Origin of the sequence: Streptomyces aurantiogriseus, from assembly GCF_014649375.1 — a bacterium.
In the GTDB taxonomy this organism is placed as follows: domain Bacteria; phylum Actinomycetota; class Actinomycetes; order Streptomycetales; family Streptomycetaceae; genus Streptomyces; species Streptomyces aurantiogriseus.
In genome coordinates this window covers 1-14,347 of the sequence record NZ_BMSX01000033.1, presented here as the reverse complement: position 1 = coordinate 14,347, position 14,347 = coordinate 1, and the positions used below count along the sequence as shown (strand labels likewise).

The window sequence follows — 14,347 nt, the reverse complement described above, 5'->3', positions numbered from 1 at the left end:
CGACGATGACCACTGCGCACTCCTTCACCCGCCACGACATCACCTTCCCCTCCGGCGACAGCACCTGTGCCGGATGGCTCTACCTCCCGACCGGCGTCACCTCCCCGCCCGTCGTCATCCTCGGGCACGGCCTCGGCGCCACCCGCGAGATGCGCCTGGACGCCTTCGCAGAGCGTTTCGCTCAGGCCGGCATCGCCGCCGTGGCCTTCACCTACCGGCACTTCGGCGACAGCGGCGGCCACCCGCGCCAGCTCCTGTCGATCAAGCGTCAACTCGCCGACTGGGACGCCGCCATCGCCTACGTCAAGGCCCGCCCTGACATCGACCGCTCCCGCATCGCGGTGTGGGGCAGCTCCTTCGGCGGAGGCCACGCCATCACCGTCGCCTCTCGGCATCCCGAACTGCGCGCGGCCGTGTCCCAGTGCCCGTTCACCGATGGTCTCGCCTCCGCGCTCGCGCTCGGCCCGGTCGCCTCGCTCAGGATGACCCCCGTGCTCGCTCGGGACATGGCGGCCAGAGTGCGCGGCAAGGCACCCGCGATGGTTCCCATCGCCTCCGCCCCCGGTTCGCCGGCCCTCATGAACGCTCCGGACGCCCTGCCCGGATATCAGGCGCTGCAACCGCCGGGGACGACGTTCCGCAACGAGGTGGCGGCACGGGTCATTCCGACCATCGCCACCTACCGGCCTGGGCGTGCGGCGAAGAAGGTCGCCATGCCGATCCTCTTCTGCGTCAGCAACACCGACTCCGTCACGCCTCCCGCCCAGACCCTCCGGTACGCGCGCACCGCACCCCGGGGAGAGATCAAGAGGTACGACGCCGGCCACTTCGACTTCTACACCGGCGAGACCTTCGAGGCCCTGGTCCGCGACCAGATCGAGTTCCTCACCCGGCAGTTGCACCCCGCGCCGGCATCGACTCCTTGACCGGATCGCATAACACCGAGACAGGTACGCCCGCCATGAACTTCGCTTCACTGCCCGACCGTCGCGCCGCTCTCGACCCCGATGGGGCAGCGGTCTCGGACGGGCGCCAGTCACTCACCAACACTCAGTTGCTGGACCGCGTCCGTGCGGCAGCGCGTCAGCTCCAGGACCTCGGCATCGGTCCCGGCGATGTCGTGGCCCTCAAGCTGACGAACCGCATCGAGTTCGTGCTGCTGTTGTTCGCCGCCTGGCGGATCGGCGCCACCATCACGCCGGTCAACCCGAGCATGACCGACGTCGAGGTGGACCGACAGGTCAAGGACTCCGGTGCGCGTCTGCTGGTGGTCGAAGACCGCGCGGCGCCCGTCACGGACGGTACTGCCGTACTCGCCGTCGGCGCACTGTACAAGGAAGGGGTGAGGTCGGATCACGCACCGCATGTGGACTCGTCCGCGCTGGCTCTTCTCATCTACACCAGCGGCACCACCGGGGTGCCCAAGGGCGTGATGCTGGACCACGCCAACATCGACGCCATGACGGAGATGGGCCGCTTGTCCCTGGACATCGGGCCCGCCGACCGGTGCCTGCTGATCCTGCCGCTCTTCCACGTCAACGGCATCGTGGTCAGCATTCTCACGCCTCTTCTCGCGGGCGCGAGCGTCGTCATCGCGGGCCGCCGGTTCGACCCACGCAGCTTCTTCGACCTCGTCGAGCAGGAGCGCCCCACCTTCTTCAGCGCCGTGCCGACGATCTACGGCATGCTCGCTGCGCTCCCGGACGACGTGCGGCCCGACACATCGTCGCTGAGGTTCGGAGTCTGTGGCGCCGCACCTGCCTCCGCCGAGCTGCTGAACCGGTTCGAAGCCCGGTACGGGTTCCCTCTTGTCGAGGGGTACGGCCTGTCCGAAGGAACCTGCGGGTCCACCATCAATCCCGTCGCGGGCCTGCGACGTGCCGGCACCGTGGGACTTCCCTTCCCCGGCCAGGAGATTCGGATCGTCGACGCCGAAGGTACCGAGGTGGGGCCGGGCACGGACGGTGAGGTCCTCGTGAAGGGCCCCAACGTCATGCGTGGCTATCTCGGCCGCCCTGAGGAAACGGCCAGAGTCATCGTCGATGGCTGGTTGCACACGGGCGATGTGGGTCACCTCGACGCCGAGGGCTATCTGACCCTGGTCGGGCGCTCGAAGGACATGATCATCCGTGGTGGGGAGAACATCTACCCCAAGGAAATCGAGGACGTCCTCACAGGCGACCCGTCGGTGCTCGAAGCCGCCGTGATCGGCGTACCCGACGAGAAGTGGGGAGAGGTGGTCGTGGCCTACATACAGCCGCGACCAGGCGTGACCGTCGATCTGACGGCGCTGCGGGAGCTCTGTGCGCGCAGCCTCACCGGCTTCAAGCGTCCGACCGAGTTCTTCGTGGTAGAGGCCATAGCGAAGAACGCGGTCGGGAAGATCGACAAAGCCTCCTTGCGTGCTGCCCACGTCGCGGCTTCCTGAGATTCACCGCGCGCCGAGCCTGGATGCCCAGGCAGCGCATATCCGACAGCGCGGCCGCGGGGGACGCTTCGGCGGGTGTCCCGGTCTCGGCCAGGATCTGACTGAGTGGCGGCCCAACCGGAAGCAACGGGGCCGCCCCTCGGTTCGGGAGGCCGCTCGGACGACTTGCCCCGGCCGGCCAGTGAGACTGTGGACCCGCAGGGGCGCCGCTCTCGTCACGGTGGCAGGGTCACCGACTCGCCCCGTCGGCCAGGAACGACCGCAAATGGCCCAGCAGCGCCTCCGGTTGCTCTTCCGGGATGAAGTGGCCGCACTCCGGGATTTCCGCTCCGGTGACGTCGTCCGCGTAGGCGCGCCAGATCTCCAGCGTCGGCAGGCGGGAGGGCAGCCCTGCGGAACCCCAGAGCGCCAGTACCGGCATGGTGAGGCGGCGGCCCTCGGCGGCGTCGATGTCGTCGAGGGCGACGTCCTGCTCCATGGCGCGGTAGTCGTCGAAACTCGCGCGCATGGCACCCGGGCGGGAGAAGGCTCGGACATATCCGTCGACCGCTTCGGGTGTCAGTCCGTGCCGGTTATAGGTCCACCGCTCGAAGAAGTACTCGAGATACCCGCGTATGTCGTGCCCCACGAGCCTCTCTGGAAGGTCGGGCTGCATCTGGAACAGCCAGTGCCAGTACCCGGAGGCGAGCGAGGCGTCCAGCCGGCGGAACATCTCCCGGGTCGGCACGATGTCGAGCACAGCCAGCCGCTCCACCTGCTCGGGGCGGTCCAGCGCCCAGCGGTGCCCCACGCGGGCGCCCCGGTCGTGACCCACGACGGCGGTCGTCTCGAAGCCGAGTGCTTCGACGAGGCCCGCCATGTCGGCGGCCATCCGCCGCTTGTCGTATCCGGTCGAGGGCTTGTCGCTCAGGCCGTAGCCACGCAGGTCGGGTGCCACCACGGTGTGGTCGGCGGCAAGATCCGCCAGCACCGGCTGCCAGCAGTCGGAGGTCTGCGGCCAGCCGTGGAGCAGGACGAGCAGAGGACCGGATCCCGCTCGGAGGTAGTGCAGGCGGACCCCGTCCACCTGCGTCACGCCTGTGGTCACAGTGGGCTGTCCCATGGATGCGCCTCCCCGGCACGAACTAACCCTCTTAGGGGGTTAAACCTAACGTGCAGAATGAAGGCGTGGCAACGGACAACACATGGATCTGGGACGGCGGGCGGGTCTGTCTGGACTTCACCAACACCCTCCGCCACCGGTGGCGACCCACGCCGGGGGAGACGCTCCGGAACCCGGGCGATCTCACCCTCTGGCTTCAGCGGGCCGGACTGCTCACACCGGGCATCCCCGATCCCGTGGATGCCGCCGTCCTGGCATCGGGCCGACGGCTGCGCGAGGCGGTCGACCGGGCCGTACTCGCGGTCTCCGACGGCCGACTGCCCTCCTCCAGCGACGTCGTGCTGCTCAACGAATCGGCAGCACAGGCGCCCCGGCCGGCGCCGCAAATCACCATCAAAGGCGGCCACTTGGAGCCCGCCGGCACCACGACCATGGCACCTGATCCCGCGACCGCGCTGGCACTGATCGCGCAGGACGCCGTAGACCTGCTCCTGTCGACCGAGATACGGCACGTACGCGTGTGCGGCGCGGACACGTGCGCCCTGCGCTTCCTGGACCGCTCCCCCGCCCGCAACCGCCGCTGGTGCTCGATGTCCCGCTGCGGCAACCGCACCAAAGTCCGCCTCCACCAGGCCCGAGCCAGACGGAGTGAGCGCACCCCGGCGGACTGAGCCCACCCGGACTCCTGCCGCCACCGCGCTCAGCTCACTCAGCGGCCTTCATACGGAAAGCGGGGCCGGGGACACTCTCGATGTCCTCCGCATGCACGGCATGACCTCGTTCGCAGCGGATCTGGGCATCGACGGGCGCACCGCATCCGCGGTGTCGCGTCAGCATGGCCGGACCCTCCGGGTCGGCGCGGTATCGGTCACCCCATTGCAGGAGCCCCATCACGGCCGGAACCAGGTCCATGCCCTTGGGCGTGATCACATACTTCGGCCGACTCCGCGAGCCCGGCTCCTTGTAGGTCTCGGTGGCCAGGATCCCTTCCTCCACGAGCATCCGGAGTCGCGCCGCGAGGAGGTTGCGAGGACAGCCGAGGACACGTTCGAAGTCGCCGAAGCGGGACGAGCCGTACCAGACCTCGCGCAGGATCAGGATCGTCCACTTCTCACCCACGACCTCGAGGGTCCGGGCGATCGAGCAGTTCGACGCGTCCCGGTCGAGTCGGGTGTCCATGCCGGCGTCCTGAAGAGCTTCGGTCCTCGCATCCATGGGGGTGATTCTAACCCGACATGAGTTTACTTTTCTATACTCAGCAAGTAGCGTCATGACCAGCACGCAGGCTGACCGAGAAGATCACGTGGAAAGGCGGCCGGCATGAAGGCATTCGTCGTCGAGAAGTACGGCAAGGACGGCGTGCGCGCCGCCGAGGTACCCGAGCCCAGCGTCGGTGACCGCGATGTTCTGGTCAGGGTGAGCGCCGCGAGCATCAACCCGCTGGACAAGATGGTCCGTAACGGGGAGTTCAAGCAGCTGTTGAAGTACAAGCCTCCGTTCGTGCTCGGTCATGACGTGGCCGGCGTCGTGACGCGGGTCGGTTCCGCCGTGCGCGGCCTCGAAGTCGGCGACGAGGTCTACGCCCGTCCGCGCGACCTGCGGATCGGAGGCTTCGCGGAGTACATCGCGATCGACATGGACGACGTCGCGCCCAAGCCGGCCTCGCTCACCCTGCAGGAGGCGGCCGCGGTGCCGCTGGTGGCCCTGGCCGCCTGGCAGATCCTCGTAGACCAGGCCCATGTGAAGCCGGGTCAGAAGGTGCTCGTCCACGCCGGTGCCGGCGGTCTCGGATCGACGGTCATCCAGCTCGCCAAACACCTCGGTGCCACGGTGGCGACGACCGCGAGCACTGATTCCGAGAAGCTGGTCCGAAGCCTCGGTGCCGACGTCGTCGTCGACTACACCAAGGAGGACTTCTCCAAGGTGCTGTCCGGCTACGACCTGGTGCTGGACGCCGTGGGCGGGGCGAACCTGGAGAAGTCGCTGACCGTGCTGAAGCCCGGCGGCCTGGCTGTCAGCGTCGTGGGCCCGCCGGACGCCGGGTTCGCCAGGCAGCTCGGCGCTCCCTCCTTCCTGGGGCTGGTCATGAACGTGCTCAGTCGCAAGATCCGCAAGCAGGCGAAGGCCCTGGGCGTTCGCTACCAGTTCTTCTTCATGCAGGCCAATGGCTCCCAGTTGCGCGAGCTCGGCGCCCTCTACGACAGCGGGAAGCTCCGCCCGGTCATCGACAGCACCTTCCCGTTCGATCAGACGCTCGAGGCGATGGCGTACGTCGAGCAAGGTCGCACCAAGGCCGGCAAGGTCGTGGTCTCGATGACGCCCGACAGCAACTGAGATCAGGCCGGCCACACGGCATCCTCCTGGCACGATCACGCGGGGCCGACGACGCGACGGCAGGGGCGAGAGATGCTCGCCGCGTCGGGCGGAACAACATCGACGGCTCGCGTGTCTCGACGCTCATGACGGACACGGGAGTTGTCCAACGGCGCCCTCTACTCCGACCTCGAATCCGAGGGCTGTCGGCGGCCGCGGCAGTCTGCGGAGCCCCGTGCCCCGCGTGCCTTGTTGTCGCGTGCCTTTGGTTATGCGCTGTTGAGCTGTCCACGGACTATCGTCCAGCGTCATGTCGATCACCGGTTGGCGAGCGCATTTCACCCGTCGAGACCTGGCGTGGCCGCGCGAAAAGACCCCGTTCATGCGGGAGTTCAGCTCCCTGTTCGCCGATCTCGGTGAGGGGTTGGACGATCTGGGGGTGCCCGAGGGGCAGGCGGGCGGGTACGACGTGGCGCTGAACCGGTATTTCTCGGTGTGGCTGGCGTCTTCGCCGTGGAACACCCAGGCCGCCCATGCCCGGGACCTGCGCACGTACTTCGACTTCCTGTGGTTCGCGCGAGGCAGGCGGGACTGGCGTGATGCGTCCATGGACGACCGGGCGGCGTTCGAGTGGTGGCGGCGTCGTGATGAGCGTGGACCTCGTTTGGAAGACACGAGTTGGGACCGGGAGGTGTCCACGGTCAACCAGTTCTACCTGTGGGCGATCGAGCAGGACCTCGTCAGGGCCAATCCCATCCGTCAGCGCGCGGCTTCGGTGTGGTCGCCGTGGCGGGGCGGGGCTGGCGGCACGATGGTGCGGCAAGTGCCAGCCGAGACGTCGCACATGGGGCCACGACGCGAGGTGAAGTGGCTGCCACCGAAGTCGTATCGGCTTTGGCGCAATGTCGGGCTGTGCGGCTTCGACTCGAAGGAGATGCCAAGGCGCGGGCGTGGGAGGTGGGCGGCGCGGAACGCGGCGTACGCGGATTCGATGGTCCGTACGGGGCTGCGGTTGTGCGAGCACTCGGCGCTGACGGTGTTCGATCTGCCGCAGCTGCCGCCTGCGGCGTCAGGGATCGTCAACGCGCGAGCGGTGCTGCCGCACGCGATTTCCAAGGGGAGGTCGGGCCGGGCGGTGTACTGGCCGGTGCCGGTGCTGCGAGATGTGCGCGACTACATGGAGTGGGACCGGGCCGAGATGCTCGACTATGGGCGCTCGCGCGGCTTCTACATCCCGACGCGCCGGTCGCTGCTGGTGGAGGACCCGGCCGCGCCCCGGGTGCGGGGGGGGCCGGTGGGTGCCGGTGGCCCGCCTGGATGCGGAGGAGCGGCGCCGGCTGCTGGCGGTCGGCGCGGTCATGTTGTCGCGGGCATGCCCGGACGGTTCTCCGCTGGCGGACGAAATCCTCGATGTCTGCCGCAAGGAGATTCTCGCGTCACTGACACAGGGCACCAGCGACCAGCCGGCGGCAAGGAGTCCAGAAACCTGACCGCAGCCGACCGACGCAAGCCCAGCTCAGTACCATGAGCAGCACGAGGCCGGCTCCCAGTCGCCTCAGTACGAACACCGGCACGACCACCCCGCCGCCCTTTCGGGCGATCTTCTTCAACGCGCGGTCCAGGCGCGGGGCGCGGGCGGCCAGCAGGCCCACGACCTCGCGCACCCACCGGCTCACGGTGGTGCGGTGCACCCCGTTCCCGCCGGCCAGATCGCCGGGCCGCTGGTCACAGCGCAGCACCGCCAGCACGATGCCGGCGATCTTCCCGGCGGGCAGCGTCCGCCACCGCGAGGCGATCTTCTTCAGGCGGCCGCGTATCAGGCCGGCGAGATGGTTCAAGGTCGCGCTCGACAGCGGCAGGCGGGCGGTGCAGACAAGGCCGTCAGGGCCCTCGGTGAGACCGTTGTTTTTCTTCACACCAAACTCAACTGCCGCCGGGGGCCCGCCCGTTACGGCCTGCCCGCGCAGTTACGAGCGTGCGGTGAACCGCCCGTCGGGCCGCTTGTGCAGCCAGCCGCGGTCGGCGAGCTTGGTCATCTTCGCCCGCAAAGGCTCCAGCTTGCCGCGCACCGAGGCATCCAGGCCCAGCCGCTCACCGACCGCCCTGACCTGCACCGGCCCGTCGGCCTCCCGCACGATCGCCAGGATCTTGCGGGAGGCCGACGGGCAGCGCGCCCTCGTCGGCCGCGTCGCTGCGGTGCGGTGCGGGATGAGCAGGACCGCCCGCCCAGCCACCTTCACCGGTACCGGAGCGACAGAATCGGCCGCCTCGGCGTCGGCGTGGGCCTGCTCGGCCAGGCGGTTCAACACCCGCTCGGCGATCGCCAGTTCGTCCCGCTCGACCTCGACCTCCTGAAGCTGCTTGGTCAACTGCTCGGCGAGGGCGTCCAGTTCGCTCCGGCGGGCGGTGATCCACTGCCGCTCCTGCATCCCCGCACCCTCCCGCGTTCTCATGGCGTGCCGACCTGCCGACGGATCGTAGGCGGGGGGTCGGAGGCAAGCGCAGCCGAACCCGGCATCCCGCCAGAACCGGACCGGCCCGATGATCTACGCCGTGGTCATCGGCCGCCGACCGGCGCGATTACCCCACTCGTCACTCACACCAGAGCCGCGACCTGCGACTTCACGATGCACACCACTCAGTGGGTGGAGTGGCGCGGCGGCCACGCCCACGAGTTCCACGCCGCATGACGTCCGGGCGGCGGCAGCGGCCGGGCAGGGTGGTCCTGCCTGGCCGCGCTGGCTACTCCCAGGGCCGTGGCAGCGCGTTCCACAGGGCTCGGAGCCAGTCGGGCGGGTGATGGCGCGTGGTGTGGTCCAGGCGGTGGCGGCTCGGGGGTGTTGTAGCAGGCGCTGGTGGGTGTGGTGCGCGGCGGCGAGTTCGGACACGCCTTGGGTGTGGACGGTGGAGGTGAGTCGTAGGTCGGGAGTGGCTTGTTGGTGGCGCGGGCACATCAGCCGGTGCAGTGACGGGTGGAGCCACGCGGAGTCGGTGGCGCCGTTTCGGGGACCTTGACCTACTTCTGGCGTCGCTCGACACGGCCCACGGCGATCACGCCACCGCACGCGGCGCTCTCGTCGACTTCTACCTGTCGGCCGAGCACCGTGACCAGCCGGGCACCGGTTGCCCCACCGCCGGATTCGCAGGGGCCATGGCTCGCGAGGCCACAGCCGGGAAGTACGCGAAACGTACGCGGCCGGAGTCCAGGAATTCGCCGCGTGGATGTCCACCGAGGCCGACGACGACCTTCCCATGGTGGCCACCCTGGTCGGCGCGATCCTGCTCGCCCGCGCCACGGCGGGCACAGAACTGTCGGAGAAGATCCTGGAATCGACCCACAAAGACCTGACCGCACCACACGGGCCCCGACCCGGACTCCTGGGAACAGGGGCTGTAGGAGTGGGACCCGACGCCACATAGGTGGGCAATCTCCGGAATCCCAGCAGCACGCGGTGGCGGTAGCCCTCCGGCCGGCCGCCCCACCCGTCCAGTCATGCCGGCATGGGCAGCAACGGCCGGATGACCTGCCATTTGAGGATTCGGGCCATGCCGCAGCCGAGGACTGCCCGGATGGTCACCTGGGCCTGAGGCTGGGCCGCGCTTCAGCGAGGCAGCAGGACGTCGACCTGCCTGCGGATGTCCTGCACGATCTCCTCGACGCTCAAGGCGATGTTCACGCTCGCCGCCATGCTGAGGAACATCACGGCGGACACGATGTGTGCCAGCGTCGCGGCGTCGCCCTCTGCGACCCGCTCGTCTCGGCGCAGCACGGCGGCGACGGCCTCCTCGGTCTGCGCGACGATGGCGAGTGCTGCGCTGTGCCGGGGCTCCTCGGGGTCACCGAAGACCATCTCTCGCAGGTAAGTGCGTCCGTTGTCGATCTGGATGCGGTTGCACTCGACGATCGGCCGGACGATCGCCAGCACCGCGTCCAGCACGCCTGGGACGGTCTCGGCGTCCACCCGGCCCTGCTCAAGTGCTTCGACGTACTTGGCGTTCTGGACAAGGAGGAGGAGTTCGCCCTTGGTCTTGGCGTAAAGGAACAGGGTCCCGGTGCCGATGTCGGCCTGGTCCGCGATCTGCTGGGTCGTGACCTCATCGACGCCGTGTTCGGCGAACAGTTCACTGGCGGCAGCGACGATGCGGTCGAGTTTTTCCTGCTTGTTCCGCTCGCGCCGTCCGACAGGCATGGACGTGTCCTCCAGGAATAGATTCTGACTGTAATCAGTTATGATTGTACTCGATATCATGTGGGCTCGAATGTGGCTCCGCTCATTCTCCCATCGCGGGGCGGCGAGTCGTTGCTCCATCCGTGCGCAGCCACGTACTTCACATCCCCCTGGGAAAGAAGGAACCAATGCCCTCCCTCGATGGAGCAGTCGTCCTCGTCACCGGCGCCAATGGCGGTATCGGCACCCACTTCGTCCACGACGCCCTGGCTCGCGGCGCCGTCAAGGTCTACGCCACCGCCCGCTCCCCCCGCGCCTGGGACGATGACCGCATCGTCCCCCTGACCCTTGACGTCACCGACCGCGCGTCGATCGCCGCGGCCGTGGCCGCCGCGGCGGATGTCACCGTGCTCGTCAACAACGCGGGCGCCATCCCGCCGAGCGCGAGCCTGCTGGACGTCACCGAGGCCGACATCCGGGCGAACATGGAGACGAACTTCTTCGGACCGGTCTTCCTCGCCCGCGCCTTCGCACCGGTCCTCGCCGCCAAGAAGGGGTCAGTCCTCATCGACGTGCACTCCGTTGCCAGCTGGTATGCCTTCGGCGGCGCCTACAGCGCGTCCAAGGCCGCGCTGTGGTCGGCCACCAACTCGCTGCGCATCGAGTTCGCACCCATGGGCGTCCACGTGACGGGTGTGCACATGGGCTACGTCGACACCGATATGGCCGCGCACGCCGACGGACCCAAGATGCTGCCCACGCAGCTGGTGACGACGGTCTACGACGCCGTCGAGGCCGGAGAATACGAGGTCCTGGCCGACGACTTGACCAAGGGGGTCAAGGCGGCTCTGAGTGGCCCGGTCGAGGCGCTTTACCCGGACCTGCGCAGCACGGACGCCTGAGCTTGTTCTTCGGTCCCGACGTGATCTCTTCACGTCGGGCCCTGGTGATCCATGGCGTTGAACAGTTGGCCGGCCGGTGACCAGAAGCGGTGCACCGTCGCGGCCGTCGAGCGGTGGATGACATCGGCGGTCGATCCGGCAGCAGCCCGATCCGACCACGGTGCCGAAGACGTCGGAAATCAGGTGGTCCCCGCGGCACAAGAGCACGGACGCGGCATCCGCTGCGTCCGTGCTCGTTTCCTGATGGGTGTCAGCGTTGCTGGTTGGCGATGCCGATGTAGTGCCCGAGACGGTACTCGAAGTCGATGCCGGCCTGTTCGACGACGGCCTGCGTGCCTGCGGCCCGGGTGAGGAAACCAGGGAGGGTGAGGGAGTGGGTGAACTCGCCGTACGCGGCGACCAGGTCCGCGTCCGGGGGCAGGGAGGCCCGGTTGATCTGGGCTTTGGCCGAAGCCAGTGAGGTGCGGTCGAAGGAGGCGAGCCGGCCGACGATCGTGTCGACGAAGGCGTCGAGTTCGCTGTCGGGGAGGGCACGGGTGACCCAGCCCCAACGCTCGGCGGTGTCGGCGTCGTAGTCGTCGCTGGTGAGGATGGCTTCCAGGGCGCGGTCACGTCCGATGGCCCGGGGCAGACGTTCGCTGCCACCACCGCCGGGCAGCAGTCCGCTACCGACCTCGGGCTGTCCGAAGATCGCCTTCTCACGACTGGCGTAGCGCAGGTCGAGGGCGAGGGCGAGTTCGTTCCCGCCGCCGCGGGTTCGTCCCCGGATGGCCGCGATGGTGATGTAGGGCGCTTTGGAGAGTTCCAGGACCAGATTCGTCCATGCCGGCACCGCGTCCGGGTCCTCGGGGGCGGGGAAGTCGGCGGCGGCGGCCAGGTCGAAGTGGTTGTAGAAGAAGTCGGGGGTGGCGCTGTCGAACAGCACGACCTGGATGTCCGGGTCGGTGGCCAGTTCGGTGACGATCTCGATGAGGCGCAGGACTGTCTCGCCGGTGATGAGGTTGACGGGCGGGTTGGCGAAGGTGATCTTCGCGATCTGCGGTGAGGTGCGCTCGTAGTGGATGGTGCTCTGCTGCTCGCTCATGGTTGGCTCCGGATGCGTGGTGGGTAACAGATGGCGACGGGGGCGTGAGGAGGGCAAGGAAGCCGGGGCGGATGGATTGCTGAGCAGATCCGGCGGTCCCGCTTCCCGTCTGCGCTGCTCACTCCTGGTAGCGCGGGAGGATCTCGCCGTTCTTGACGTAGGTGAGGGTGGCGGTGACGTCGTAGGCGTGGATCGCGGAGACTTGCGGTGCCAGCCGGTTGGACAGGTCCTCGATCACGTTGCCGGTGAAGAAGGCGTCCCGTGCTGCGGTGTCGGTGAACCCGAGGCTGACCGAGGCGTGGAAGTGCTGGTCGTGGGGGTTGTCGTGGGCGACGTCGGGGGTGTCCCAGAGCTTTTCGATCCAGGGCAGGAACGTCTGCGTGCGCAGCTCCTTCAGCACTCTGGTGCCGGCGAGCGCGGGAGCGAGCTGCTCGTTGACGAACTTCCGGAAGGCGCCGGCGCCGACCCCGTCTCTGCGGCGAAGGTAGACCAGCGCGCGGGCGCCGACCGTCTGTCCGGGGCCTGCGACGTCGTACCAGCGGGATGAGTTCGGCGGGCCGGCGTAGAGCAGGGTGCGGCGGAACACGTTGATCTCGTCGGCGTAGGCCAGCTTCGTCTGCTCGCGCCCTTTCAGGGGTGCAAGCACCGATTGGAAGGTGACTTCCGCGACGCCGTCGATCTTCCGGTCGGCGGGGATCGCGGTCTGGACCCCGTCGATGGCCGGCCACAGGCCCGTGTTGTGCTCGGCGAGGTGGATCTGTCGGTACTCCTCCAGGCCCGGGGTGGCGGAGATGATCCCTGAGTGCGGGCCCTTCCAGTGGTCCATGCCGGTCTGGCGGGGCTGGTCGGTGCGCACCCACAGCAGGATCGAGGAGGTGAGAGGCTTCTTCACTTCCAGGGGCGCGGCGGCCGGTGACGTGCTCATGGTGTTGCCCTTTTTTCCTGGTCAGGTGGTGGTCATCGGGCCAGGAACTCGACCGCTACGGGGGCGAATTCCTGGTGGTACTGGAAGATGCCGCCGTGCCCGGAGTCGGGGTAGATGATCAGCTCGCTGCCCTTGATACGCCGGTGCAGGTCCTCCGACAGGACCGACGGCACCATGCGGTCGTTGTCGCCGTTGGCGATCAGGGTGGGCTGCGTAATCGACGAAAGGTCGTCAGGGGCGGAGCGCCCCCACTTCTTGATCGCCTTCAGCTGCGTCTGGAACGCCTTGGTCTTGATGTCCGCGTCGCGGTCGACGGTGCGCTCCTTGAGCCGGTTGACGAACGCGCGTGCGGCGGGCTTGCCGGTGGCATTGCGGTTGAAGAACAGGAACTCCTTGGGGTCCGAACGGGTCAACGTGGCGCGCAGGATGTCCCAGTAGGTGATTCTGGCGACCTTGTCCATGTCCTTGCCGCCCTTGGGCCCGGTGCCGGTGAGGACCAGCTTGCGGACGAGCTCGGGGTGCTTCACCACCAGGGCCTGGGCGACCATGCCGCCGAGGGAGAAGGAGAAGACGTCGATCTTGTCGTACCCGAGCGCCTTGATGAAGGTGTAGGCGTCGTCGGCCATCGCCTCGACACTGTCCGGCACCTCACCGGTGGACGCCCCGACACCGCGGTTGTCGAAGGCGATGACGTGACGGCCCTTCGCGATGGGATCGATGATGCGGGGGTCCCAGTTGTCCAGGGTCGCGGCGAGGTGGACGAAGAAGACGACGGGGATACCACCCTTCGGGCCCAACTCGCGGTAGGCGTAGGTGACGCCACCGGCGCTGACGGTGCGGGCCGGGGCCTTCGCGTAGGAGGTGATGACGGCTTCGTTCGGGGTGTCGGTGCTGCTCATGACGGATTCTCCTTGCATGTTCTGTGTCGCTGTGTGTTTCGTGTCGCCCGTCGCGGTTGCGGCGGGTCAGCTGTTGCCGATGACGGCCTTGCCGCGGATGCCGCCCTGGGACAGGGACTGCAGCGCCTGGGGGGTCTGGTCGAAGGGGAACACCTTTCCCACGACCGGGCGCACCGCGCCCTGGTCGATGAGAGTGGTGATCTGGCGGAGCTGGTCGCCGCTGGCGCGCATGAACAGGAACTCATACGTCACGCCGAGCTTCTTGGCCTGCCTGCGGATCTTGCCGCTCAGGCCTGCGACCGCCAGGCGCAGCAGCGGGTTCAGGCCGGCCTGGCGGGCGAACGCGGGGTCCGGGGGACCGGCGATCCCGATGGCTTTGCCGCCAGGCTTGAGCACCCGCAGGGACTTCTCGAGAGTCTCCCCACCGAGGCTGTCCAGCACCAGGTCGTAGCCGGTCAGGAGCTGCTCGAAGTCCTGGGTGCGGTAATCGATCACCGTGTCCGCGCCGAGCGCGCGCACGAAGTC

At 68.3% G+C, this 14,347-nt stretch carries 15 protein-coding genes and 1 pseudogene; 7 read left to right on the top strand and 9 right to left on the bottom strand.

Annotated elements, in window-relative coordinates; all coding sequences use genetic code 11:
* The first annotated feature begins 5 nt into the window (after positions 1 to 5).
* Entirely contained in the window at positions 6 to 926 is a 921-nt protein-coding gene (locus tag IE263_RS42765) for an alpha/beta hydrolase (RefSeq protein ID WP_189943535.1), read from the top strand.
* Between the two features lie 35 nt (positions 927 to 961).
* Positions 962 to 2,428 carry a class I adenylate-forming enzyme family protein gene (locus IE263_RS42760; RefSeq protein WP_189943534.1) on the top strand — a complete coding sequence of 489 codons (1,467 nt, stop codon included), beginning with the start codon at positions 962 to 964 and terminating at the stop codon, positions 2,426 to 2,428.
* Between the two features lie 229 nt (positions 2,429 to 2,657).
* Here IE263_RS42760 and IE263_RS42755 read toward each other — a convergent pair whose 3' ends face one another.
* Entirely contained in the window at positions 2,658 to 3,530 is an 873-nt protein-coding gene (locus IE263_RS42755; RefSeq protein ID WP_189943533.1) for an alpha/beta fold hydrolase, read from the bottom strand.
* A gap of 65 nt (positions 3,531 to 3,595) precedes the next feature.
* On the opposite strand from IE263_RS42755, the gene IE263_RS42750 reads away from it, so the two are divergent.
* Positions 3,596 to 4,201, top strand: coding sequence for a CGNR zinc finger domain-containing protein (locus tag IE263_RS42750; RefSeq protein ID WP_189943532.1), 606 nt, complete (start codon positions 3,596 to 3,598; stop codon positions 4,199 to 4,201).
* Positions 4,202 to 4,235: 34 nt separating this feature from the next.
* Here the strand turns inward: IE263_RS42750 and IE263_RS42745 are convergent, their stop codons facing one another.
* Positions 4,236 to 4,709: a winged helix-turn-helix transcriptional regulator gene (locus IE263_RS42745; protein WP_189943591.1), complete on the bottom strand. Its 474-nt coding sequence runs from the start codon at positions 4,707 to 4,709 to the stop codon at positions 4,236 to 4,238.
* Positions 4,710 to 4,850: 141 nt separating this feature from the next.
* Here IE263_RS42745 and IE263_RS42740 point away from each other — a divergent pair, with 141 nt between their 5' ends.
* Complete coding sequence (locus tag IE263_RS42740) at positions 4,851 to 5,864, top strand: NADP-dependent oxidoreductase (RefSeq protein ID WP_189943531.1); 1,014 nt, start codon at positions 4,851 to 4,853, stop codon at positions 5,862 to 5,864.
* Positions 5,865 to 6,153: 289 nt separating this feature from the next.
* Entirely contained in the window at positions 6,154 to 7,371 is a 1,218-nt protein-coding gene (locus IE263_RS42735) for a site-specific integrase (RefSeq protein WP_189943530.1), read from the top strand.
* A 43-nt stretch (positions 7,372 to 7,414) separates the two neighbouring features.
* Here the strand turns inward: IE263_RS42735 and IE263_RS42730 are convergent.
* Positions 7,415 to 7,759, bottom strand: a pseudogene (locus tag IE263_RS42730) (helix-turn-helix domain-containing protein); the annotation flags it as partial.
* 51 nt (positions 7,760 to 7,810) lie between these two features.
* Positions 7,811 to 8,296, bottom strand: coding sequence for a hypothetical protein (locus IE263_RS42725; RefSeq protein ID WP_229911477.1), 486 nt, complete (start codon positions 8,294 to 8,296; stop codon positions 7,811 to 7,813).
* A gap of 769 nt (positions 8,297 to 9,065) precedes the next feature.
* On the opposite strand from IE263_RS42725, the gene IE263_RS42720 reads away from it, so the two are divergent.
* A complete protein-coding gene (locus tag IE263_RS42720; protein WP_189943529.1) occupies positions 9,066 to 9,263 on the top strand; it encodes a hypothetical protein in 198 nt (65 codons plus the stop codon).
* Between the two features lie 182 nt (positions 9,264 to 9,445).
* Here IE263_RS42720 and IE263_RS42715 read toward each other — a convergent pair whose 3' ends face one another.
* Positions 9,446 to 10,033, bottom strand: coding sequence for a TetR/AcrR family transcriptional regulator (locus tag IE263_RS42715; protein ID WP_189943528.1), 588 nt, complete (start codon positions 10,031 to 10,033; stop codon positions 9,446 to 9,448).
* Positions 10,034 to 10,200: 167 nt separating this feature from the next.
* On the opposite strand from IE263_RS42715, the gene IE263_RS42710 reads away from it, so the two are divergent.
* Positions 10,201 to 10,914, top strand: coding sequence for an SDR family oxidoreductase (locus tag IE263_RS42710; protein ID WP_189943527.1), 714 nt, complete (start codon positions 10,201 to 10,203; stop codon positions 10,912 to 10,914).
* Positions 10,915 to 11,164: 250 nt separating this feature from the next.
* Here IE263_RS42710 and IE263_RS42705 read toward each other — a convergent pair whose 3' ends face one another.
* The 4 genes from IE263_RS42705 to IE263_RS42690 form a co-directional block, all read right to left on the bottom strand.
* Positions 11,165 to 11,998 carry an enoyl-CoA hydratase/isomerase family protein gene (locus IE263_RS42705; protein WP_189943526.1) on the bottom strand — a complete coding sequence of 278 codons (834 nt, stop codon included), beginning with the start codon at positions 11,996 to 11,998 and terminating at the stop codon, positions 11,165 to 11,167.
* 118 nt (positions 11,999 to 12,116) lie between these two features.
* Positions 12,117 to 12,923: a strictosidine synthase gene (locus IE263_RS42700; protein WP_189943525.1), complete on the bottom strand. Its 807-nt coding sequence runs from the start codon at positions 12,921 to 12,923 to the stop codon at positions 12,117 to 12,119.
* A gap of 32 nt (positions 12,924 to 12,955) precedes the next feature.
* Positions 12,956 to 13,822, bottom strand: coding sequence for an alpha/beta fold hydrolase (locus IE263_RS42695; protein WP_189943524.1), 867 nt, complete (start codon positions 13,820 to 13,822; stop codon positions 12,956 to 12,958).
* A gap of 66 nt (positions 13,823 to 13,888) precedes the next feature.
* Positions 13,889 to 14,347, bottom strand: a 459-nt coding sequence (locus IE263_RS42690; protein WP_189943523.1) for a zinc-binding dehydrogenase, incomplete at its 5' end; no start/stop codon positions are given.